At 36.2% G+C, this 24500-nt stretch carries 24 protein-coding genes; 4 read left to right on the plus strand and 20 right to left on the minus strand.

Annotated elements, in window-relative coordinates:
* Positions 1–4 precede the first annotated feature (4 nt).
* From ACN6MX_RS09980 to ACN6MX_RS10010, 7 genes are all read right to left on the minus strand, one after another.
* Positions 5–865 (minus strand): branched-chain amino acid ABC transporter permease, encoded by an 861-nt coding sequence (locus tag ACN6MX_RS09980; RefSeq protein WP_419962452.1) that lies wholly within the window; start codon positions 863–865, stop codon positions 5–7.
* 12 nt (positions 866–877) lie between these two features.
* Positions 878–1585: an ABC transporter ATP-binding protein gene (locus ACN6MX_RS09985; protein ID WP_419962453.1), complete on the minus strand. Its 708-nt coding sequence runs from the start codon at positions 1583–1585 to the stop codon at positions 878–880.
* Positions 1569–2336: an ABC transporter ATP-binding protein gene (locus ACN6MX_RS09990; protein WP_419962454.1), complete on the minus strand. Its 768-nt coding sequence runs from the start codon at positions 2334–2336 to the stop codon at positions 1569–1571. Before ACN6MX_RS09990 ends, ACN6MX_RS09985 begins: the two co-directional genes overlap by 17 nt.
* Before the next feature lie 107 nt (positions 2337–2443).
* Entirely contained in the window at positions 2444–3706 is a 1263-nt protein-coding gene (locus ACN6MX_RS09995) for a substrate-binding domain-containing protein (protein ID WP_419962455.1), read from the minus strand.
* Positions 3707–3983: 277 nt separating this feature from the next.
* Complete coding sequence (locus tag ACN6MX_RS10000; protein WP_419962456.1) at positions 3984–7115, minus strand: BTAD domain-containing putative transcriptional regulator; 3132 nt, start codon at positions 7113–7115, stop codon at positions 3984–3986.
* Positions 7116–7341: 226 nt separating this feature from the next.
* Positions 7342–10050, minus strand: a complete 2709-nt coding sequence (acnA, locus tag ACN6MX_RS10005; RefSeq protein WP_419962457.1) for an aconitate hydratase AcnA — start codon at positions 10048–10050, stop codon at positions 7342–7344.
* Positions 10051–10171: 121 nt separating this feature from the next.
* Positions 10172–10669: a DinB family protein gene (locus tag ACN6MX_RS10010; protein ID WP_419962458.1), complete on the minus strand. Its 498-nt coding sequence runs from the start codon at positions 10667–10669 to the stop codon at positions 10172–10174.
* A 139-nt stretch (positions 10670–10808) separates the two neighbouring features.
* Here ACN6MX_RS10010 and yfkAB point away from each other — a divergent pair, with 139 nt between their 5' ends.
* Both yfkAB and ACN6MX_RS10020 read left to right on the plus strand, forming a co-directional pair.
* A complete protein-coding gene (yfkAB, locus tag ACN6MX_RS10015) occupies positions 10809–11909 on the plus strand; it encodes a radical SAM/CxCxxxxC motif protein YfkAB (RefSeq protein WP_419962600.1) in 1101 nt (366 codons plus the stop codon).
* 481 nt (positions 11910–12390) lie between these two features.
* Entirely contained in the window at positions 12391–12642 is a 252-nt protein-coding gene (locus ACN6MX_RS10020) for a GlsB/YeaQ/YmgE family stress response membrane protein (protein WP_211894362.1), read from the plus strand.
* A 49-nt stretch (positions 12643–12691) separates the two neighbouring features.
* Here the strand turns inward: ACN6MX_RS10020 and ACN6MX_RS10025 are convergent, their stop codons facing one another.
* Positions 12692–13354 carry a lytic transglycosylase domain-containing protein gene (locus tag ACN6MX_RS10025; protein ID WP_419962459.1) on the minus strand — a complete coding sequence of 221 codons (663 nt, stop codon included), beginning with the start codon at positions 13352–13354 and terminating at the stop codon, positions 12692–12694.
* Positions 13355–13371: 17 nt separating this feature from the next.
* The gene (locus ACN6MX_RS10030; RefSeq protein ID WP_419962460.1) at positions 13372–14859 is read right to left on the minus strand and encodes a putative bifunctional diguanylate cyclase/phosphodiesterase; all 1488 of its coding nucleotides are present in this window, start codon (positions 14857–14859) and stop codon (positions 13372–13374) included.
* A 134-nt stretch (positions 14860–14993) separates the two neighbouring features.
* Here ACN6MX_RS10030 and mscL point away from each other — a divergent pair, with 134 nt between their 5' ends.
* Positions 14994–15371, plus strand: a complete 378-nt coding sequence (gene mscL / locus ACN6MX_RS10035) for a large conductance mechanosensitive channel protein MscL (protein WP_419962461.1) — start codon at positions 14994–14996, stop codon at positions 15369–15371.
* Positions 15372–15407: 36 nt separating this feature from the next.
* Here the strand turns inward: mscL and ACN6MX_RS10040 are convergent, their stop codons facing one another.
* From ACN6MX_RS10040 to ACN6MX_RS10055, 4 genes are all read right to left on the minus strand, one after another.
* On the minus strand, positions 15408–15998 hold the full coding sequence (locus ACN6MX_RS10040; RefSeq protein ID WP_419962462.1) for an SCO family protein: 591 nt from the start codon (positions 15996–15998) through the stop codon (positions 15408–15410).
* Between the two features lie 95 nt (positions 15999–16093).
* On the minus strand, positions 16094–16225 hold the full coding sequence (locus ACN6MX_RS10045) for a YvrJ family protein (RefSeq protein ID WP_419962463.1): 132 nt from the start codon (positions 16223–16225) through the stop codon (positions 16094–16096).
* Positions 16226–16283: 58 nt separating this feature from the next.
* Positions 16284–16496, minus strand: a complete 213-nt coding sequence (locus tag ACN6MX_RS10050) for a DUF2922 domain-containing protein (RefSeq protein ID WP_419962464.1) — start codon at positions 16494–16496, stop codon at positions 16284–16286.
* A 24-nt stretch (positions 16497–16520) separates the two neighbouring features.
* The gene (locus ACN6MX_RS10055; protein WP_419962465.1) at positions 16521–16736 is read right to left on the minus strand and encodes a DUF1659 domain-containing protein; all 216 of its coding nucleotides are present in this window, start codon (positions 16734–16736) and stop codon (positions 16521–16523) included.
* Positions 16737–16852: 116 nt separating this feature from the next.
* Here ACN6MX_RS10055 and ACN6MX_RS10060 point away from each other — a divergent pair, with 116 nt between their 5' ends.
* Complete coding sequence (locus ACN6MX_RS10060) at positions 16853–17305, plus strand: DUF2621 family protein (RefSeq protein WP_419962466.1); 453 nt, start codon at positions 16853–16855, stop codon at positions 17303–17305.
* A gap of 31 nt (positions 17306–17336) precedes the next feature.
* Here the strand turns inward: ACN6MX_RS10060 and ACN6MX_RS10065 are convergent, their stop codons facing one another.
* The 7 genes from ACN6MX_RS10065 to ACN6MX_RS10095 form a co-directional block, all read right to left on the minus strand.
* Positions 17337–17837: a CcdC family protein gene (locus ACN6MX_RS10065; protein WP_419962467.1), complete on the minus strand. Its 501-nt coding sequence runs from the start codon at positions 17835–17837 to the stop codon at positions 17337–17339.
* A 49-nt stretch (positions 17838–17886) separates the two neighbouring features.
* Positions 17887–18252: a response regulator gene (locus ACN6MX_RS10070; RefSeq protein WP_419962468.1), complete on the minus strand. Its 366-nt coding sequence runs from the start codon at positions 18250–18252 to the stop codon at positions 17887–17889.
* A gap of 18 nt (positions 18253–18270) precedes the next feature.
* Positions 18271–18981 carry a cytochrome c biogenesis CcdA family protein gene (locus ACN6MX_RS10075; RefSeq protein WP_419962469.1) on the minus strand — a complete coding sequence of 237 codons (711 nt, stop codon included), beginning with the start codon at positions 18979–18981 and terminating at the stop codon, positions 18271–18273.
* A 459-nt stretch (positions 18982–19440) separates the two neighbouring features.
* Entirely contained in the window at positions 19441–20088 is a 648-nt protein-coding gene (locus ACN6MX_RS10080) for an SDR family oxidoreductase (RefSeq protein WP_419962470.1), read from the minus strand.
* Between the two features lie 148 nt (positions 20089–20236).
* Entirely contained in the window at positions 20237–20608 is a 372-nt protein-coding gene (locus tag ACN6MX_RS10085; protein ID WP_419962471.1) for a hypothetical protein, read from the minus strand.
* Positions 20609–20759: 151 nt separating this feature from the next.
* The gene (locus ACN6MX_RS10090; RefSeq protein ID WP_419962472.1) at positions 20760–22544 is read right to left on the minus strand and encodes an ABC transporter ATP-binding protein; all 1785 of its coding nucleotides are present in this window, start codon (positions 22542–22544) and stop codon (positions 20760–20762) included.
* Positions 22544–24298 carry an ABC transporter transmembrane domain-containing protein gene (locus ACN6MX_RS10095; protein ID WP_419962473.1) on the minus strand — a complete coding sequence of 585 codons (1755 nt, stop codon included), beginning with the start codon at positions 24296–24298 and terminating at the stop codon, positions 22544–22546. The genes ACN6MX_RS10090 and ACN6MX_RS10095 overlap by 1 nt, the downstream gene beginning before the upstream one ends.
* Positions 24299–24500 lie beyond the last annotated feature (202 nt).

Below are 24500 nucleotides of genomic sequence, written 5' to 3' on the forward strand. Positions count from 1 at the left end.
AACATCATCCTTTCGCCGTGAACAAGCCTTGCGGACGGAATATTAATACGATTGCCATAAGCATCATATTGACCGCAAGTGACAAAGTTGGAACATAGTAAGCCATGAAGCTACCAGCAAGCCCCACTAATATCGCAGCTAGAAGTGAGCCAGGGAAACTGCCCATTCCTCCAATAACAACAACGATGAAAGCAAGAATAGCAAATTCCATCCCCATCTCCGCATAAATTACACCGGAATATGGTGCCATGAGTACTCCACTTAAAGCAGCTAGTGCAGCGCCAGCCATAAATACATATAAAAATACTTGCTTAATATTAATACCGAGTGCCTGCACCATTTCTTTATTCATCACTCCTGCACGAACGATTAATCCGATCTTTGTACGCTTCAAGATGAATTGAAAGATTCCAAATACGATAAAGCCAACGATAATAATAAATAACCGATACTTGATAATGATTACATCGCCAATTTCCCAGCTACCTGATAAAAGGGGTGGTGTTTTAGCGGCAAGTTGATTTGGCCCGAAAACCACCTTCAGCATTTCTGATAAAACAATCATAAAGCCAAGTGTGATGAGTATTTGCTGTACGTGATTTCCATAAACTGGTTTAATAATTAGCTTTTCAGTTATAAAACCAAGAACAACTCCTGTTAAAATTGCTCCAAGTATGGCAAGGGTAAAACTATCTGTTACACCGTAAAACCAAACACCTGAAAACGCTCCCCAAGCAAATAGCCCTCCATGAGCGAAATTCAATACATCCATCAAACCAAATATTAACGTTAGTCCAGCAGCTAAAAGAAATATCAACATTCCCGTTGCTAAACCATTAATCAATAAGTTTATGATTAATTCCATATGATAACCTCCTTAGCCAATTCCTAAATACTTACGCTTAAGCTCTTCATTTTCAATCAGTTCCTGCATAAGCCCGGACTGCACGGTTTCTCCATCATCGATTAGTGTGTATGTATCACCAATTTTGCTAGCCATCATAAAATTTTGTTCCACTAGAATAATGGTTGTTTGTTTTTTCATTTCATTGATCGCTTCCATTACTTTTTCTATTACAACAGGTGCTAAACCTTTGGAAGGCTCATCGATTAATAGTAATTTACTTTCATTTACGAAAGCTCTTGCCATCGATAGCATTTGCTTTTGACCTCCGGATAAATGGCCACCATCCTTTTTCCAATATTTTTTTAAATCTGGAAATAGCTCTAGTACATATTCCAGTCTCGCTACCGCTGCATCATCTTCTTTTCTTATAGCGACTTTAATATTTTCTTCAACCGTTAACGCACCGAAAATCCCTTGATCTTCTGGCACATACCCAATACCGCCTGTGGCAATATGGTGGGTCTGCGTTTTTATAATAGATTTATTGTCAAATATGATTTGACCTGAAGTGGCGGGAGTTAAACCCATAATCGTTTTCAATGTGGTTGTTTTTCCCGCACCATTTCGACCAAGCAACACACTGACCTCACCAGCTTTTGCCTCGAAGGAAACGCCTTGTAAAATGTGATATTGACCTATATGTGTATGGACATTTTCCACTTTAAGCAAGATGCTCATCGTATAATCCTCCTAAATAAGCATGTTGGACGATTTCATTGTTCATAATGTCAGTAGGTGTGCCGTCCGCAAGTAGTCTGCCATTGAACAACACCGCGATTGAATCAGACAAATCCATAATCATATCCATTTTGTGTTCGATCAATAATATCGTTCTTTCGCCCGTTTGTTTAATCTGTTTAATAACATCTAAAATAGCGGGTACTTCTTCTAATGACATCCCTGCTGTAGGCTCATCTAGTAGTAGAACCTCCGTGTCTAAAGCTAGCAGCATGGCAATCTCTAACTTTCGTTTTTCGCCATGAGAGAGTTGTGTGGCAAATGCATTTGCTTTGCTCGACAGTAAGACGATATCTAATAACCTTTCCGCTTCTACGTGTAAATCTTTGTATGAAGTAAAATGTCGGAAAAATTGGTACCTAATGTTCTCTTTAGATTGAACCGCTAAGCGAACGTTCTCAATAACAGTTAAATTCGGAAAAACATTGGTTATTTGAAAAGAACGTCCAAGTCCTTTTCGAGTACGTGCAACAGAGGATTTTCCCGATAGTGATTCCCCTCGAAAAAACACATCTCCACTTGTCGGTTTCAGTTCCCCACTTATTAGATTAAAAAAGGTTGTCTTGCCTGCCCCATTTGGTCCTATAATGGATTTAAAGTGTTTTTCTGGCATCTCAAAATTGACATTATCTACCGCCGTTTGCCCACCAAATTTTATCGTTAAGTTTTCTGTATGCAATATTGGTTCCATCCTTTACGCCCCTTTCCAAAAATCACTCTCCATAGAATAGAGAATTGTTCTATCCTATGGAGAGTGAGCGACCCATGATAAATAGGTCGTCACTTTACCTTTTCTTATTATTTATTATTCAGAATCGGTGGTTCTGTTTCTTCTGGTGAAAGCTCTCTTATTAGAACAGGTACTGGATAATCCACACCATCCTGTTTTTCTAATTTAATCGAATATAGTGTTTGCAATGCTTGGTGATCCTCTAGGCGGAAAGTCATTGTTCCTTTCGGTGTTTCAAATGACATTCCTTCCATGATTTTTATCAATTCATTGCCATCTGCATTTCCTCCTGATTTTTCTAATGCTTCTACAATGGCAATTGCTGCTGTCATTCCGCCAGGGGTAAATAGATCAGGCACTGCCCCGTCAAAGCGTTTTTTATGTTCTTCAACTAGCCAATCATTAATATCATTATCAGGAAGCGTGTGATAATAAACAGAGAATCCTTCCATTCCTACAAGTGGTTCCATGATTGAAAGTGCTGGAATATCAGGAGCTCCTGTAGAAATTTTGATGCCATTTTCCTGTAATTTCAAATCTGCTATCTGATTCCAAGGGGAGTTAGCCCCTGCCCATACAACAAATAAGTAGTCTGGTTTTGCTTGAATAATTTTTTGTAGATTAGATGTAAAATCAGTAGCTGCAGGATCTGCAAATTCTTCTAACACTATTTCTGCACCTAATTCTTCTGCCGCTGCTTTAAATGCAGCAACTCCATCCCAACCAAATGAGTAATCTGGAGCAAATGTTGCTATTTTCACACCAGGCTTGGCGATAGCTGCGGCCCCTGCAACAGCATCCTGTGAAGAGTTTCGACCAGTTCTGAATAGATAAGGATTAAATTCAGAACCAGTAATGCTGTCAGCAACAGCGGGTTCGACAATCATTATTTTTTCGTATTCTTCTGCTAATGGAAGTACTGCTAACGTATCACCAGAGCTAGAAGATCCAACTAAGAAGTCAACTTCATCTTCTTCTAATAGTTTCGTAGCTTTTTGCACCGCTACTTCTGGCTTCGTTTCCGTATCTTCAAAAACAACTTCAATTTTCTTTCCTGCTACTTCCATAGTTCCGTCAGTAGCATATTCCAGACCTAGTTCAAATCCATTTTTCGTTTGCTTCCCGTAAGATTCCAAAGCTCCGGTTAATGAAGCAAGTACTCCAATTTTGATCGTCCCACCTTCTTCAGTTACAGTTACTTCCCCAGAAGTCGGAGTTGTTTCAGCCTTTTCACCCTCAGCTTCCTTAGTCGTGCTTTCCTTCTCACTGCAAGCTGCAGTAACCATCAGTAAAAACAAGAGAGTTAATAATAATTTCCACTTTTTAGCCATGTACATCCCCCTCAATATTTTTGTAAGCGTTATCATATTTCTGTTTCATCTTACAAAATAGGAGTTACAAAAGAGTTACAAAACCCATTTACTCAGCAGAGTAAATGGGTTTTGCGACGAGCTTGCGCAGGAGCAATGGGTTTGGCATTATTTGCGGTGAGCTGTGCGCAGGAGAAAAAGATAGTAGTACTTCATTCAATTGTAATTTTCGGAACCTTAGTTGGAATAGGATACTTTTTCCACAAAAATAAAAAAGCAGAAACAATATGCTCTGCTCTTATTCATACCCAGTTATCATTTCAAACATCTGAATGGTTGTAGGCATTGGTTCTATATTAAGCTCCTTCTCTAGTACATGCACGCAGCGACCATACCATTTAACGGATTGGCTCCTGTTTTGAAGCTGATAATAGGCATACATTAATAAACGGTAGGCTTCCTCCCAGGTAGAATCGTATGTTAATAGTTTTTCTGCCCAATAAATCGTTTTCTCGAATTCTTTTGATCTAGTATAGGTTTGGGAGAGTCTTTCTAAAACCTGTATGAATAGTTGCCGTGCTTTATCTCGCTCCGATGAAATCCATTCTATCGTGATTCTGTTTTCAAATAATTCTCCTCTATATAAACGGACTGCTTTTAGCAATAGTTCTTTTGATAGGTGTGGAGATATTTCCTCGATTCCTTTCTGAGCAAAATGGTTAAAATCCAGCATATCACTCCCTACATACGCATTTGGATTTAATCGATACATCGACTGCTTGCGCAATATAAAATAAGATTCTTCACGTGCCTGTCTATTTGGTTCAAGTACCTTTAATAAGGAATTCAATGTAACCTTAAAATCTCGGTCTAGCTTTTTAGTATCACTTTCTCCCCAAAGCATTTGTATCAATTCTTCTTTTGGAACATAACGGTGACTTTGTAAGTAAAGGTACGCAAACAATTCCTTTGATTTATCTCGTTGCCATTTGCGTTCATTTACTTCATCAATTCCCATATACAATGTGAAAGGACCTAAAAGACGAAGATATAAAGTATAGCCAGGGTAATTCGTGTTAGTTTGGATATTTAACTTACTTATGATTTCTTCTATATACTTGTTATCGCGATGTATTGCATAAATTTTTTGCAAGATAGGATAGTTTGTTTGGAGATCAATCGGACCGAAAACAGTTCGGTTTTGTAAAAAAAAGAAATAATTATGGGTAGAGCATAATTCCATAAAACATTTAGCGTGCTCACTAAATGAAGCTTCATCTTTTAATTCATAGTAAATACGCATCAACCAATAATGAGAAATCATTTCTCCATATACATCTTCACAATTGGTGAATAATTCATTTGCTTGTCTAATATGCTCTTGAGCTTCTATAACCTCCGCTTTTTCCAAATAAACGATACCAAGACCCAGTAATATATAGGCAGACAGCCAGTAGTCATTTACTTTCTTTGTTTCAAGTAAACCTGTTTCTCCATAGTCTATTGCTTCTCGGAAAAACCCTTGCCTTGATTTTAAAATGGAAAGTCCCATATACGGCTCAGCTTTTGCTCTTGCTACATTCAATTCATCCATTTTTTGAATCGCTTGCAAATAACATACTTCCGGAGTTTCCAGATCAAAAGGATCAGTTAGTACTTCAGAATGTCCAAGTCTGATTAAACCAACTGCTTCCACAAATCCAGACTTTTCCTGTATGCCTGTTTCGATGCCTTTTTCGGCGGATATTTTCGCTCTTTCACCCTGCCCCGTAAGTGAATAAATAAAGGATAATAACACATCCGTTTCACGATGAGAATCCGGCAAGCTATCTTCTTCTCTTGTCCTACTTTCTAGTAAATGTTGAGCTTCAATCAGCTTACCGGTTCTTAATAAAATCCTCGCATCTAAATTTCCTTCGGTTAAGATAGCAGGATCTAGCTTCTCTTGTTCTATCCAATTTTTTGCATCGTTCGCCTTTCCTATATTGACTAAATTCTCCGCCATCAAGCGCTGCAAAAATACTTTTTCTAAAGCAGAGATGTCGTTTTCCTTTTCAGCCCATTCGATAGCTTCTTTTAAAAAGGGTTGTGCCAAAGCTGGTTGAATTGTATCAAGGTATATATGTGCAAGTCCTGCATTTGCTCTACTAATATACAAAATATTTTCTTTTTGGAAGGCTTTCTCTAAAGCGGCCTCGTAGGAGAGTCTTGCCTTTTCATAAAAGGCTCTGTAGCGCTGACACTCGCCCTCATAATAATACAGTTCATAAAAGTTATCTCGAATAGATTTCGATAAATGGTCACCTAATAGATCCAGCAACCAATCGAATTGACCTCCCTTAATCATTCTTGGTGCAAAGATTGTTAGTAGCTCAGCTAAAAAGCTTTCATCATTTGCTTTTACCGCATGGTGAACTGCCTGAACGATGTTTTCCTTTACCTGAAAATAACTAGCGGCCCTTCGATGAGTTTCATAGAAAACGTTCATATCCTTTTGTTTCGATTTCGTTTCTAAAAACTGCTTGAATAGTGCATGAAATCTATACGTTTGAGAATCGCCCAATGGTTGTATAAATGCATGACTATTAGCAAGTCGTTCCATATTTTTTGCTTCTTCCTTACTAAAAAAATCTTCAATATCATTTGTGGTAAATAACGGGAAAATACTAAAATTTATAAGAGATTGCTGATCTTCTGCTGATAAAAGCAAAAACACCTCTTCAAGTAAATAAGAAAACAAATCGTTCAAAGCAGGGTTTACTAGCTGACTAATTTGCCTGTTTGTCTCTGCTACTTGCATAGCTAGCAATTGGATAGCGATTGCCCAACCTTCTGTAAGTCTCATGATTTCAGAAGCATCTTGAATGGTGATATGTTTATCGAAATAGTCTTCAAAAAAGACGAGTATTTCTTCCTCAGTGAACATTAGGTCACTCTCTGTTATTTCAACTAGCTGCCCACTTAGCTTTAATTTTAATAAGATAGACCATTTAGGTCTTAGTCTAGTAGATACTACGACATGAATATTCGGCGGTAAAAATTCTATTATTTTCTCCATTATATAATTGATATGAAAAACATGGTCCACAAGATGAAAATCATCTAGCACTATGGATAATGGCTCATCAATATTAGATAATTCATTGCTAAATAGAGAATACAATTGTTGAAGCTCAGACTCTTTTGGATAAGTAGGTATAAGGCCTTTATCTTTAAAGCTTCTACCGAATGCAGGGACAGTTTTTTGTATACTGCTAATGAGATGGCGAAGAAAAGGAAGTATACCATCATCTTCCTCTGTAATAGAGTACCAAGAATAAAGTCCTCTGGAATCTGCAAAATATTGAGCAAGAGCAGAACTTTTTCCATAACCTGCTCCGCTATGTAATAAGGTTAGCTTCTTATGTGTATTCGTTTTTAATTTCTTCATCAATGAAGATCTTCTCATATAAGTAGAAGACGGTATGGGCGCACTTAACTTGGACAAAATTATGGTAGGCTGATCCATCTTTTACCTCCTATCGCATGACAAATAGATGTTAGCCTAATCCTAACACAATAATATTTTGAATTAAATAATAATTCTATCATTTTATATTTTACGCATAAAAAAAGAGACTAATTCCTAAAAAGGAATAGTCTCTTTCAAGTATTTCTTATACTTCTAACATTTTGTTACGTAATACCATTTGTAGGATACCACCATGACGATAGTAATCTACTTCAACTTCTGAATCGAAACGAGCAAGTACGTTGAATACTTTTTCAGAACCATCTTCAGCTTTAGCTGTTACTTGTAAAATATCACGAGGTTTTACACCTTCTGCAATATTAATACTAATTTCTTCTTTACCAGTTAAGCCAAGTGTATCAACGTTTTCACCTGGTAAGAAGTTAAGAGGTAGAACACCCATCATTACTAGGTTTGAACGATGTATACGCTCAAAGCTTTCTGTAATAACAGCTTTGATACCTAATAGGTTAGTTCCTTTAGCTGCCCAGTCACGAGAAGATCCCATACCATAATCTTTTCCACCAAGTACTACTAATCCAGTATTCGCTTCTTGATACTTCATAGCTGCATCATAGATAGGCATAATTTCGCCTGTTGGCCAGTAAGTTGTATACCCACCTTCAGTACCTGGTGCAACTTGGTTACGAATACGTATGTTAGCGAATGTGCCGCGCATCATTACTTCATGGTTACCACGACGTGAACCGTAAGAGTTAAAGTCGCGGATTTCAACACCATTTTCACGCAAGTATTTACCTGCAGGAGTATCTTTACCAATCGCACCAGCTGGTGAAATATGGTCTGTTGTAATCGAATCACCGAATTTTGCTACTACGCGCATTTTATCTAGCGATTGGATAGCACCAGGCTCTTTTGATAATCCTTGGAAGAATGGTGGGTTTTGAATGTATGTCGATTTGTCATTAAATGAATATAAAGATTCAGTTGATGTTTCGATTGCATTCCAAGCTTCGTTCTCATCAAATACACGTGCGTATTCTTTTTGGAATAATTCACGAGTAACAACAGTCGAAAGTACTTCGTTTACTTCTTCAGTAGATGGCCAAATATCAGCAAAGTATACTTCGTTGCCATCTTTGTCTTTACCGAATGAATCTTTTTGTAGATCAATATCTACAGTTCCAGCAAGCGCATAAGCTACTACTAATGGTGGTGAAGCTAAGTAGTTTGCTTTCACTAGTGGATGTACACGACCTTCAAAGTTACGGTTACCAGAAAGAACAGAAGTTACGAATAGATCTTCGTCAACGATTGCTTTTTCGATTTCAGGTAATAATGGACCTGAGTTACCGATACAAGTTGTACAACCGTAACCAACTGTATTGAAACCGATTTGATCTAGGTATGTGTTTAGACCAGAATCCTCTAAATAGCCAGTAACTACTTTAGAACCTGGAGCTAGAGAAGTTTTAACATAAGCAGGAACAGTAAGTCCTTTTTCTACCGCTTTTTTAGCAACTAAACCAGCAGCTAACATTACATATGGGTTTGATGTATTTGTACAAGAAGTGATTGCAGCAATTGCTACAGCACCTGTTGGAATTTCTACATCTCCTTCTGCAAATTTAGCAGTTGCTGTTTTGTCAAATTCTTTTTCAGATAGACCGAAACCTTGTGTACCTTGTGGAGCTACAACTGATTCACGGTAACGAGCTTTCATATCTGTAAGTGGGATTAAATCTTGTGGACGTTTTGGTCCAGAAAGGTTTGCTGCAATATCTCCAAGATTGATCTCCACTACATTTGTATAAACAGGTTCTAGAGTTGGATCAAAGAACATATCATTTGCTTTTAAGTAAGCTTCTACGACAGCAATATGTTCTTCTTCACGGCCAGTTAGTCGTAAATAGTTGATAGATTCTTCATCGATTGCAAAATAACCACATGTAGCACCATATTCAGGAGCCATATTCGCAATTGTCGCACGGTCAGCTAATGGTAATTTAGAAACACCAGGTCCGAAGAACTCAACAAATTTTCCAACAACCCCTTGTTGGCGTAATACTTGCGTAACTTTAAGCGCTAAGTCAGTTGCAGTTGTTCCATTTGGAAGGTCTCCAACTAATTTAACTCCGATTACTTCAGGAATTGGGAAGTATGAAGGTTGACCAAGCATACCTGCTTCTGCCTCGATACCACCTACACCCCATCCAAGTACTCCAAGACCATTAATCATTGTTGTATGTGAGTCAGTACCTACTACCGAATCTGGGAAAGTTTCTAATGTACCATCAGCACTTTCGTTCACATGTACGATAGGAGCTAAGTACTCTAAGTTAACTTGGTGAACGATACCAGTAGCTGGAGGAACAGCACGGAAATTATCGTATGATGTTTGAGCCCATTTTAAGAAGTTATAACGCTCAGCATTACGTTCAAATTCAAGATCCATATTTGCTTGCAATGCTGATGCCGTACCATATTTGTCTACTTGTACTGAGTGGTCAATTACAAGGTCAACTGGAATAGCAGGGTTGATTTTATCTGGGTTTCCACCCATTTCATTCATCGCTGAACGAAGTGATGCTAGATCTACAACAACAGGTACTCCTGTGAAATCTTGAAGTACAACGCGTGAAGGTTTAAATGGCACTTCTGCTTCAGTGTTAGCATCTTTACCCCATTTAGCTAATTGGTTTACATGATCTTCTTTGATAACATAGCCATCGTATTGACGTAAAACAGATTCTAATAATACTTTAATTGAATAAGGAAGGCGTGAAACTTTTGCGATGCCGGCTTCTTCTAATGCTGCTAAACGATAGTAGTTATACTCTTTACCATTTAGAGAAAACGAAGTACGGCTATTGTGTAAATTACTTTTTGCCATTTGTATTCCTCCTAATATCTATTGAAAAGTGTCTATCTAGTGACTTTTCTCCAATACTTATCATACTTGAATATACTTGATAAGTAAATTAGATTAAAATTATTATAAGTCATAATTATTATTAATGACCTTTTATTTTCTCGATAGTCTTTTCTAATTGCTTCGCATGTCTCTTTTCATGTAGCCCGGTAAAAGCAAACCATTGTATTAATGGAACTTGTCCAAAAATAGGATGCTTCAATGATTTTTCTTTTAATATAGAAGGTTTACTGGATTTATAAAGAGAAAGTAGTTCCATTCTTGCTTTATGGAGCTGTGCTTTCATTTCTTCTGTTCTTTTGTATTCACTGGACGGTTCTGTATGAGCTGGGGCCTTTACTTTAATCATTCTTAATGTAGATAACTGTATTGGTTTTTTCTTTGCGCTCGGACTTGTTGGGTTAGAAAGCTCCTTTTTTATGCCTTTAATAATGGAAAGTTCCATTTTCACTAAATGATCCACAATTTCTTTTGGAGACCAAGATACCTCATCTGGTTTCTCGTTAAATTGTTCGTTCGTTAATGAATCGATTTGTTGAAAGAGGTTCTTTCTTATTTCGTTATTTTTTTCTATAAACATATAATTCCTCCACTCCTAACGTAGTACTTACTTTATACCCATTTTAAAGGTCAAACAAGCAAGTAATGCCTCTTATTTTCTTTTTTCTCCAAATATGCGACAATATATTACTGGAAAGGAAGTTTAAATAATGATAGAAATGAAAACGATGAATCCAATAAACGATCCGTGGGAAGCATACCAAGACATGGAACAGTTTGGAAAACTAACCTTAAGCAATATCGAATTTACAACAACTACTTTATGTAATATGCGTTGTGCACATTGTGCAGTTGGATATACATTACAAACGAAAGACCCTGATGCAATTCCAATAGAAATAATCCTCCAACGTTTAGAAGAGATTCCTCACTTAAAAACTATTAGCATTACGGGTGGAGAACCTATGCTATCCAAAAAATCCATTACTAATTACGTTCTTCCCTTATTAAAGTATGCCCATAGTAGAGGTGTTCGTACGCAGATGAATTCCAATCTAACATTAGAGCCAGAACGTTACTTAACGATTGCACCTTACTTAGATGTATTACATATATCTCATAACTGGGGAACAGTTGATGAATTTGTTGAAACTGGATTTGCCATGATGGAACGGAAACCTACATATGAACAGCGAGCTAATCTTTTTCAACGTATGATAGACAATAGCCGAATGCTCTCGGAGGCTGGTGTAATGGTTTCAGCAGAAACGATGTTGAACAAAAAAACACTTCCCTATTTAGAGCATATTCATAAGCAAATTGTGGATGAGATGAAATGTGCTCGCCATGAAATTCACCCTATGTACCCTTCCGATTTCGCTAGTGCATTAACGGCTCTAACATTAGAAGAAACATATGAAGCAATCGAACAAATATTAGATTTTCGGGATGAAAATGTGTGGATGTTATTCGGAACACTACCTTTTTATCCCTGCAGTCAAAATAAAAAAAGTATTCAATTATTAGAGAGACTACGTCAAACAAAAAATGTTTCTACAAGGAATGATCCGGATGGTAGGTCACGTCTGAATGTTAATATATTCACTGGTGAGGTCATTGTCACTGATTTCGGAGATGCCCCTGCCCTAGGAAATATACAAACAGATACGCTTCCAGCAATTTTTGATAAGTGGCTAGATACTTCACTTTCGAAATCGCTTAATTGTCATTGTCCTGCGGTTAAATGCTTAGGTCCAAATATTTTAGTGAAAAATATGTATTATAAAGATGAGCAGTTCGTAAGTGGTTCTATTAAATAATAAAAATGCCTTGCATGTTATTTAGCATGCAAGGCATTTTAAAAAGGATTTATAATAGCTACAGTATAAAGGGCAGCTGCAAACTGCCCTTTATACAAATATTAATGTACGAAGAAAAAGTCAATAGTTAAGTTTAAAATAATTATTGTATGGAGAATTGCTAAAAAAATTCCCTGCTTATTTAGCCTTTTGTTAATACGAATATCCATGTTCTCCACTCCCTTTTTTCAAAATTATAATACAAGGAAACAAGAAAAGCAAAATATTTCGAAAAATAACAATAAAAAATTTACTGGATATTTTACTGTTTTAATTCATTCTAAAAAGTAATAGACTTTGCCGTCACGAATTGGCTTTTGGCCATTTTTCCGGTTTCTTAGATGCCAAGTTATAAAAAATAATTAACAAAGGTTTATTAATGCTTAAAGATGGATATATAAAGAGTGTGAAGCAATAATACATTTTTAAGGAGATGGAAAATATGGGATTCATATTATACTTAATAATCGGTGGTATCATCGGTTGGTTAGCAGGTCTAATTTTAGGTAAAGACATACCAGGAGGAATTATCGGTAATATTATCGCAGGTATTATCGGTGCATGGATCGGTGGATTAATATTCCCTGACATGGGTCCAGTTATTTGGGATATGGCAATCATACCAGCATTAATCGGGGCAATTATTTTAGTACTTGTCTTGAGCTTTATCTTAAAAGCAATGCGTAAAGCTTAATACTGCAAAAAAGAGGAAGTGCTCATTATGAGTACTTCCTTTTTTACTTTTATGGTGAATATGCTGCTTGAATTTCTTTTAACTGATTTTCGTACAAATTGTAAAAATGAAGAACGTCCTTCACATATTTCTCACTATGATTATAATTGAAAACAGCTTTTTCAATCTCACCATCAGCGGCACCACTTGCCGCGAGATAATTAGCTGCACTATAAACGGCATCCTCTAAATCATATGGGTCTGCTTTACCATCATTATTAGCATCTACTCCATACCCACCATATTTTTCAATAATAGCCGGATTTATCTTATCCTTTTCAGGAATCTCTCCTTTACCCAATCCGCCACAGCTGGGGTGCGACCACCCAACAAAAGTACAGGGCATAAATTGCAAATGTCCTTCAGCACCGGCTGGAGAAAGTAAAGGATCCATTGTCGAAAATCTGGTTTCAATGCGATGATGAGCAGCTATTAATGTCCAAGGGACACCATATTTTTCCTCTGCCTTTTTATACAACTCAATATATTCAGTAGGTACATCCAATTTTACCGTACTTTTTTGAAGTGTTTCTGCCCATTCCTGTACAACGGGTATTTTCACCAGTTCTTTCCATCCTATAATTGCTAGTATATAGATTGTTATCGTAAATGGAAGAAGTAACACAATCATCCAGACCTTTGTTTTATAGGATATTCTCTTTTGTTTCTTCATCTACTTATTCACCTATTCTACTTATATTGCTGTAAAAGATTTTCTAATGTCAAAGGTTTACTGAAATAATACCCTTGTAAAAAGTGACAATCCATTTCCTTTAAACTAGCCACTTGGAAAAGGTTTTCTACCCCTTCTGCCAAAATCTGCATATCTAAGTTATGCGCAAGAGAAATGATGGATTGTACAATTGCTTTTGTTCTAACCTTATCAATAGACTGTGTAAAGCTTTGGTCTATTTTAATAATATTAACCGGAAGCAATTCTAAATATTTAAACGATGAATAGCCCGTTCCAAAATCATCAATTGCAATTTGAAAACCAAATTCTCGTAACTCATGCAAAGATTCAATGACAAAATCGGTGTACTCCATAATGATGGATTCGGTAATTTCTAAAATAATTTGAGCTGGACTAATACTAGTTTCTTTAATAATTTGTTTTGTTCTACCTATATAATCTTTTTGATAAAATTGCCTAGCTGATACATTCACACTAAAATATAAACTTTTCCCAATTGTGTCTTCGATACAAGGTATGTTCTTACATGTTTCGCGTAGTACATAGTCTCCTATTTGAATAATAAGTCCACTTTTTTCAGCAATCGGTATAAACTCTGCTGGAGATATTGTCTTTCCATCGTAAACCCAACGAATCAGTGTTTCTACACCAATAATCTGATGCGTACTAGTGGCAATCTGTGGCTGGAAGTTAAGAAATAATTCTTGTTTCTCTAATGAGTGTTTTAAACCTTCTTCTAAATATAATTCTCTATTTGCTTTATCAGATAATTCTTTTCGATATCTTATGTGGGTTAACCCGCCATTTTTCTTTGCCTCTTCGGCTGCAATTTCCGCAAATCGTAATAGTTCAGAGCTCTTGGTCGTATCCTCTGGGTAATGAACTGAACCTACACTAATATGATTCACTATTTCCTTACCCGCAATATGTAACGGAACCGAAGTTTCTGCTAGTAAGCTACTTACAAACAAGTCGACTTCATGATCCGATTTATTTTTCAAAATGACTATAAATTCATCCGCTACCCATCTAGATATAACATCTGAGAACCTAATATGCGAATTATCTCGTAATGTGTCGGAGACCTTCTTTAATACAATATCCCCTATTTCGTGCCCGTATAGGTCATTGATCATCTTAAATCGATCAAAATCGATAAATAATAAATGAAATTTTTCCTTACTAAATAAAATTTCCGTTAAATTCTTTTGCAACGAGCTCCTATTTTGAAGTCCTGTTAGTTCATCTTTATATTCCTTTGCAATCAGGTCATTTTGGACACTCCAGGATTGCTTCATCAAATACAAAAGTAAAAGTGCACTCAAGCCTATATAAATGATACCTTTCAGTATAGATATAAACATATTCTCAGGGAAAAATCTAAATAATAATACATCAGATAATAGTATCCACAACAAACTGATAATTATATATATAATAACAATACGAAACGGTATTTTTCGATATGTTTTTTTCACCTTCATAAGTGCACCTCCTAGCTTAGATTCTATAAAAACAATAGCACAGAATTACTCCAAACAATAGTCCATTTGCGTAAAATGTCGATATATACAAACTATTGATTTTTTTGTAGTATGGCAGTACGGAGGTGAAAAATATGTGGAAAGATTTCAAGGAGTTTGCTTTTAAAGGTAATGTGCTAGATTTAGCAATTGCTGTAGTCATTGGTGCAGCTTTTGGAAAGATTGTTACTTCATTAGTGGAACATATAATCATGCCAACTATTGGTTTACTACTTCCTAGTGGTAGGTTTTCTTCTTTACATTATAAAGAAATTCTATATGGCAATTTTTTGCAATCTGTTTTTGATTTTCTAGTTGTTGCTTTTGCTATTTTCCTGTTTATTCGACTATTATCTAAGTTTAAACGTAAAGAGGATGTTGTGGCAGTAACAAAAGAAGCACCTCCCGTTGATTCGAAAGAGGTATTATTGGAAGAGATTAGAGATTTATTGAAAAAGCAAAATAATGCATAATTAAAAGTCAGCCTCTCCATTTGGAAAGGCTGACTTTTATTTTCCATCTTCAATTAATGTTTCAACATCAATTACAATTTCTTCTTTAGGTACATCCGTATTGCCACTATAGTTTTTGACAACTACACCATTTTGGTCAACTAAGTAGAAAGATGTACCATGGATAACTTGGTTTGTATTCGGATCATCACGAACTAAGGTCTTAAATGAATCAGCTGCAAAGCCACTAATATGTTCCTGTGAATAGCCAGTTAAGAGTTCCCATTTACTTTCATCTACTACATCGTAATTTCCGATGTATTCTTGGAGTTTATCTGGAGTATCAACTTCTGGGTCGACACTAAATGCAACAATTTTGTAATCCTCTATACCCTTTTCACTTAACATTGCTTGAATGTCACTCATATTGAATGTCATTGGGGGACATACTGTTTCACAATTTGTGAAAATAAATGTCGATAACCAAACAGTTCCTTTTAAATCTTCTAAAGAAACTTTTTCTCCATGCTGATTTTCATATTCAAAATCAGAAACTTCCCAGTTTGTCTGTGCTTCAAAATTGCCACTGCTACCGCAACCCACCAGAACAATTAAGGAAATAAATAATACAAAAAATAACTTCTTCATTCATGAGACCTCGCTTTTCTCTTCATACCCTCATCTTAACTAAACAACTTTCTACGTTCAACTACATTGCCTTATTTATTTCAACAGTTTTGTGACTAAATACTTTGGTTCAATGATAACAGCGCGACCTTTATTTCTTCTAGTTTTGTTTCAACACGGTGCATCAAATAGAATGATACAAAGATTGGAAATCCAACATCTTGAATTACACTTAGCCACTGCTCCATATTATTCACATCCATCCATTTTAAAAAGACTCTCCTACTCGGGAGAGTCTTTAGAGTGTTAAATAATTTCGGTAACTGTTCGGTCTACTACCTTGGCACTTTTAATAACTGCTAAAGGAGATCCATCCGATCGAAAAGCATTACTTGAAATAATTTCTTGCATTCCTGTTTGAATATCCGTTTCTGTTAGATTACTTTTAGGATCATCTACTGATATTGTGACATTCTTTCCATGTGCTGTTTCAAACTGTAGCTGTAGTGTTTTACTCATTGCTTCCTGCCTCCTTTCTTGTTATTAGACTACTTGCATGGTTTCAATCTTCTCTGCTCCGATGAATGCACTATCGGAAAATGAACTAAGTGTTTTAGCAACAGTATCAAGTTGATCTGCTGTTGCATTTGCTCGAACATTACGGTAAGTTTTTGACTTTGTTATCATCTTGCCGTCTTCATTTACTTCTCCTTCAAAAACAAGTTTTAAAACTGCATGCTTATGTTCTAGGTTTGCCATGTATATCCCCTCCTTTCAACTACTAGATAGAACTTTTTTCAAAGAAAGTATACAAGGAGGATGAAAAATTTTACGGAACAACTTATACTTAAGTATAAGAGAATGAGGTGAATAGTTTGCTAGAAGGTTGGTTTTTATGGTTTATCCTTTTATGGGTTGTAGTTTTAGTGACGCTAATGGGAATTGGTGGCTTCTTTATGTTCCGCAAGTTTGGAAAGGCACTACCCAAAAGTGACGGTAAATCTGATTTAGATTGGGAAGAATACTATGTAGATCAAACAATCCATCTTTGGAATGATGAACAAAAGCAATTACTCAATGAATTGGTTTCACCAGTTCCTGACTTGTTTAGACCTGTAGCTAAACAAAAAATAGCAGGGAAAATTGGGCAATTGGCTTTAGAGGAAAAAGCAACAGCAATTACTCGGGAACTGCTAATACGCGGATATATCATTGCTACTCCAAAACGGGATCATAAATTTTTGCGTAAAAAACTTGCTGAATTGAACATTGATGTAACGCCCTTCAACAAATATTTTGAGCTGTCCGTGGACAAGGCGTCTAATTAAACCAATAACAAAAAAAGTGAGCAATCCTATATTACCGGATGCTCACTTTTTCTATCTTATTTTGTAGTTTTTTAAATTGCAGGTACATGGCAATTCTCCAAGGAACAATCATTCCGAATGCTAGTATCCAGAACATACCACTAAGTGCACCAATATCGATTGTGGAACTTAGTATTATTTTGCCTATAATACGGACAATCAGCAAACCGAACAGGATGAATATAAATGCCTTCGATTGCTTTAAATATATATCTCCGTCTCTTCGTTCGAATTTAGAGGTCCAAATAAGCACAATAGAGAAGAGAATTCCTACACCAATGGCTTCTAAAAATTCCATCAAAGTAACACGGAAATATGGAAAAACGAACATTAATGCACCAGTGGACATAAACATTGGTGGCAATAATATCTTTTTCACACTTGCTGGCTGCTTAGCAGATTTTGCCCGAACCGTTGTAACGAGTATTCCCATACCAATTGCGACCACTGAGGATGCAATCAGCATCATATTTGGAGATATTTTATCTAACATTAGTAATTCCCCATATCTTTTATTTCTTTTGTTACTATACTATAAGTTCCTACATATCTGAAGTAACATTATATAACACATTTACAATTTGGTCTGGATCAAAAGGTTTTGTGATAAAATCTTTTGCACCATATTCCAGTGCATCCACGATTAACTTTTGTTGACCCAAGGCAGTAACCATCACTATTTTAGCGTCTGGAAATTCTGCTATAATTTCTTTTACAGCTTCTATTCCATTCATCCCGGGCATTGTTATATCCATCGTCACGACATCTGGTAAAAGCGTCTTATATAGCTCTACTGCTTCTAGTCCATTAGACGCTTCGCCAACAACTTCAAACCGATGATTTTCTAGCATTCTCTTAATCGTCGTACGCATAAATATGGCATCATCTACTACTAATACTGTTGGCATTGCAGTGTCCCCCTCACGTTAAAATCCAGTGAAACCTCCAAAAATTGGGCTTAGTATACGTATGATATACGTTAAACCATCGAAAAATAAAATCAGTCCAAGTGCAATCATAATATAACCGCCAACTTTTACAATTAAATTACTATTTCTACGTATCCAGTTAAGGCGTGTGACAAAGAAAGACAATACGAAGAAGGGAATAGCAAACCCTAATACATAAGCAAGCATATACCACATACCAGCATCAGGATTAGATCCAGCCATTAAGATAACAGATGCTAAAATAGGTCCTGTACATGGTGTCCAACCAGCAGCAAATGCCATTCCGATTAAAATAGTTCCCAAATAACCGGCAGGACGATTTTTAAATTGAACTTTCTTTTCTTTCATTAAAAACTCTGGCTTAAATATACCTACTATGATTAAACCGAATATAACGATGAATATTGCTCCAATTTGGCGAAGTAAATCATCATATTGTATAAAAAATGTGCCTACCAGTGATGTTGCAAATCCTATCGCAACAAAAATGATAGAAAAGCCTAATAAGAAGAATAATGTATGAAGCATTCCTCTTTTTTGCATTAATTTCTTGTCTGTTTTTATTTCTTCTAATGACATTCCTGTAATGTATGATAAGAATGCAGGATACAATGGTAGCGTACAAGGTGATATGAAGCTTAAAAACCCTGCACCAAATGCCAGTAGGAAGTTTACATCTGTACTCACGGCAGTCAACCTTTCCAAATTTCTGTACCTATCGTATCAAATTTCTTTCTGTTTGACCTCATAATTGCTTGTGACAGCTTTTTGAATCTTTCAAGCAATTTCAGCTGACTACTCCATTTTAAAGTATGTACACTAGACAATATATGCTTTTTCAAAATAATTAGTAAGACTTTTTAAGTTTAGCAAATCTTCAACCATTGTGAAAGACAGGAATACTAAATAGTAACATTATATTAGAAAAACCGGGCAAAAAAAGATGCCCAGTCCTTATAGTTAAAAACCTGTATCTTTCGTTTTCGAAGGGCTTTGAACAGACTTGTTGCTATACCTATTATCAGTTATTTTTTGGAGATACTGGTCGTGACTGTTGTCACGACCAGTATCTCTTTTTTCGGTAATTTTATAGCGTTTATCCCGCATTAACGGGCAGTAGAGAACTGCCCGTTAATGCGGGAATGTCTAGTCGAGATTATTTAATGCGGTTTCTATTGAATGTTCACCGTTTACAAGATTAAATGCACGACGGTACGTTTTTTTATTTTCTAATGTAGCAATAAGTGTATGTGCTACGTCCTCGCGCGTTATGGTACTAGGCTTTGCTTCAACCCCTACCGTAATTTTTCGAATAGACGGTTTGTTAACAAGCCCACCAGGTCGAACAATAGTGTAATTTAAACCGCTTGCTTCGAGCAATCGATCCGCATAGTGTTTAGCTACATAATAAGGACGTATTCCTTCATTCCAAGTTTGTCGCTTATCGGCATCGAATGCGCTGACCATGATATACCGATCTACCCCTACCTGTTTAGCAGCTTCCATTGTTTTCACAGCACCATCTAAATCGATTAATAATGTTTTGTCAGGACCTGTATTACCGCCTGAACCAGCTATAAAGACGAGGGCATCTGCTCCTGAAATTGCTTTAGCAAGATCTTCAACAGTGCCTTCTAAGTCAGCTACAATTGCTTGGATATTGTTAACTTTAAGCTTTTCTGCCTGTTCTTCTTTTCGGACCACCGCGGTCACCGAGTGAGTGTCACTCTGTTGTAATTCCTTTACTACATGTTGTCCAATTTGTCCGTTTGCTCCAATTACTACTACTTTCATCAGAAACGACTCCCTTCAAAATTGTAACCCTCTCTATCCTTTCATAAATGAAAAGTCATTACAATTTATCAGCTTATTTTAAAAACTTTGAATCAAAAAAATTCACCCTCTACAAGATATAGGTAGGTGAATTTCGGCTTTGTATGGATTATTTTTCACTTGCATTTTCGAGAAGTGACAATGCATTTTTCATTTCATGAAGTGCTGCAACTAATTCTTCATACCCTGTTTCTGCTTGTTGTGCATCTACTTCTGCTTCATAGTCTGTTCTCGTACCTGCATAAACTGCTCCGAATAAAGCAACTTTTCTTTGAAATACTTTAATCTCTGTTAAGTTTTCAATAGTAGAATTCATATATGTATGCACGTTAAAAGAATGTTGGTTCGCGCAATATCTTTCAAATAAATCAGAGCGTTTTTTCCCTGTTTTCATCGTAATTTGCTCTAATTCTTTTGCGCATGCTAACACGTTCCGTCCCTGCTCTGCAACCAGTTTTGCAGCTTCAATTATTGAATACATTCTTATTACGACCTTTCTTTTTTCATCTATTATTGTATCACAACAGAAAAATGATCAGTTGCTTGGTGATTTTTCTCCATTGTTGGTTACTTCCAAAACGCAATAAACCAGCGAAGAGTCTTAACTCTTGCTGGTTTATTGCGGGTAATAATTATGCGATATTATCCACAACATTGTTCTGTAATAGATACATTTTATGATATAAACCTTTTTGATTTAGCAACTCTTGATGAGTTCCACGTTCCACTATTTCCCCATGATGCAGCACAAGAATTAGTTCTGCATCCTGTATCGTACTTAATCGATGGGCAATGGCAATAGTCGTTCGCCCTTTTCTCATTTTTTCTAAACTACTTTGAATAGCAACTTCCGTTTCCGTGTCAATATTGGCGGTAGCCTCATCGAGCACTAAAATCTTTGGATTAGTAGCAATTGTACGAGCAAACGCGACTAATTGTCTCTGCCCACTAGAGAATGTCGAACCTCTTTCCGTTACTTTTTGATTATATGCATTTGGTAGTTTTTCGATAAAATTGTTTGCCTGTACAAACTCTGCTGCCTCTCTTACTTCTGTATCCGTCATATCGTTTGCATGTAGCCGAATATTACTTTCAATATCCCCATAAAACATAAACGGATCTTGTAGTACAAGCCCAACTTTTTCACGCATCTCTTCTGATTTGAAGTCTTTCACAGAATATCCATCTATTTTAATATCGCCTTGTTCAAATTCATAAAAACGCATAAGTAAGTTAATAATGGAGCTTTTCCCACTACCAGTATGGCCAACTAACGCTACCGTTTGACCAGGCTCGGCAGTAAAAGAAATGTTTTTCAGCACATCAGTTTTACCATCATATGAAAAAGTGATATTTTGAAACTCAATTTTTCCTTGTTCAATTTTTGCAGATTCATCGTTTTGTTGATTTGGAGCTAAGTCTTTCTCATCTAGTAATTTGAAAACCCTTGAAGCTGCAACAATTGCTTGCTGGAAAATAGATAGTCGTTGCATCACTTGATTGATCGGCTCAAAGAAACGATCGATATACGTAACAAAAGCATAGATAACACCCACTTCTACAATATTATTCATGGAAGTGACCCCGAAATAACTAAGAACCATAATAATCGCTAATGCATAAACCAAATCAATAGCAGGTCGAAGCAATAAACTATCTAGTTTAATATTCCGTTTTCCTGCATTCCAATGTGAATCATTGATCTCATTAAATTCATCCTGCAAACGATCTTCCTGTCTAAATGCCTGAATCATTGTCATTCCTTGCAATGACTCTGCTAGCTTTGCATTTAACTGGCTTAATCTTTCTCTCAGATCTTGGTAAACTACCGAACTATGTTTTCGATACGTCAGGATAATGACAGCCATTATTGGCAATAAAATCGTAGTGACAAGTGCCAGTTTCACATTCAATATAAACATGGCAATATATACACCAATTACTAAAAAACCACTTTGTACAAATCCCACCAAGACGCTAACGAACATATCTTTAATCGCTTCTGTGTCATTTGTTACACGAGATACAATACTACCTGCAGGAGTTTTGTCAAAATAACGCATTCCTAGTTTGTGTACTTTCGTAAATACATCAATGCGCATTTGTTGAATAATTTTTAGTGCTAGCTTTTGGAAGGTGAGTAATTGAAAATAACTGACTATCACATTTCCAATTTGTATAAAAACATAGCCAAGTGCAAGACCAACAAGCGGACCCGTTGGAAAATCTCTCGGTGTTAAAAAATCATCCATATAGGTTTTGATCAAATAAGGACCAAGAATATCACCGGTTACGGTTAATAATAGTAATAGTAAAGCTATCGCAATAACTTTTTTATGTGGTTTCAAGTAGCTGAGCAAACGTTTGAAAACTACCCACTGGTCTTTTCCTGTCAACTGCGGTTGTTTTTCATCCATTATGATTCACCTCCCTGTTCCACTAATGATTCTAGTTGCTGTAGTTGATACATTTCATAATACAGTCCTTGCTGTTCCATTAACTCTACATGGGACCCTTTTTCAACAATTGTTCCTTCATTCATCACAATGATTTGATGTGCGTGTTGAATCGCACTTAATCGGTGAGACGTAATAATAGTTGTTTCATCGCTACGTTTAGCTTTCAGCGCTTCTAATATGGCTTCTTCCGTTTTAGCATCTACGGCCGATAAAGAATCATCTAAAATGAGTAGCTCGGGCTCCATCATCAGTGCACGTGCAATAGATATACGCTGTTTTTGCCCACCGGATAACGAAACTCCACGTTCGCCAACAACCGTATTATAGCCATTAGTAAACTGTAGAATATCCTCATGTATATATGCCAATTTTGCGGCTTCCTCCACAGCTTCCATAGTGGCACCAGCATTCGCGAATGCTATATTCCCTGCAACTGTAGTCGAGAATAAAAAATGATCTTGTGGTACGTAACCGATTGCCTCACGTAAGCTACGTTTTTTGTATATATCAATCGAATGATCTCCATACACAATTTTCCCTTTATATCCTTCAAATTCTCGCATTAATAATTTCAATATAGCCGTTTTCCCAGCCCCTGTCTTACCGACAATACCTAATGTTTCACCTCGTCTAAGGGTAAAATCTACATGAAGTAATGCAGCTCGATCATCTCCAGGAAATTTAAATTCCTCTATTTGAAAGTGAATATCTCCTTCTGGCTTTACATCCAATGCATTTGGTCTATCATCTATTTCTATCTTTTCATCCATTAAATTATTAATACGATCATAAGATGCCCGTCCTCGCTCCACAATATTGAATAGCCATCCAAACGCAAGCATCGGCCAAACGAGTAATCCAAGATAAGACGTAAAAGCAAATAAATCCCCTATCGACATTTCACCAGCAAGTATATAACGAGTACCAAATACAATAGATAAGAAGAAACACATTCCAACAACTAATGAAATCGTGGGATCGAATAATGCATCTACTTTTGCTACTCGAATGTTTTTATCTACAACTTCTTGTGATAATTGGATAAAATCCTCTGTATCCTCTTTCTCCTGTCCAAACGTTTTAATGACTTTCACACCAGAAATACTTTCCTGTGATTTGTCATTTAAATTGGAAAAAGCTTCTTGTGCATATCGGAAGCGCTGATGTAACAGTTTTCCGTAATAGCTTGTTAAAATAGCCATTAATGGTAGTGGTAGCAATGCTATCAATGTTAGCTTCCAGTTAATCGTTATCGCCATTGCTGCAATTACAAATCCTCCTGTTGCTAACGAATCTACAAGCGTCAGTACACCCGCTCCAGCCGTCTGTTGAACAGCAGATAAGTCATTTGTAGCATGCGCCATTAAATCCCCAACACGCTTTTTTTGATAAAAGGATGGAGACATTTTTGTAAAATGGCGAAACAAATTTTCTCTTAATTGTCTTGCTAAGAATATTGATGATCCGAAAATCATAATACGCCAATAATAACGTAAAATATACATTCCAATTGACGCTAGCGCTAAGACACCTAACCATTTAACTAATACTGCAGTTGTTAATGTGCGTTGGCTAATCTCGTCTACTACATACCCTATAATCTTCGGTGGTAATAGTTGTAGAAATGCAACAAACAGTAACATCAGAATCCCTATTAGATACTGCTTTTTTCTTTGTTTAAAAAACCATCCTAAATCCAAGAATACTTTCACTTTTCTTCCCCCACTATATATATATTAAGACTTTACTATTTTAGCAAATGTTCGAAGATTCCGATAGATGAAACCAAAAATAATTCGGATTCTGAAATACTACCAGATATTCCATATAAATTAGAATGTTAACAATTTATTCATTTTTTAAAATAAATTATACAATTTTTAATGTATCAGGTTAAAAACCGTATATAATAGA

It is taken from the genome of Psychrobacillus sp. BM2, assembly GCF_048572895.1.
GTDB lineage: Bacteria > Bacillota > Bacilli > Bacillales_A > Planococcaceae > Psychrobacillus.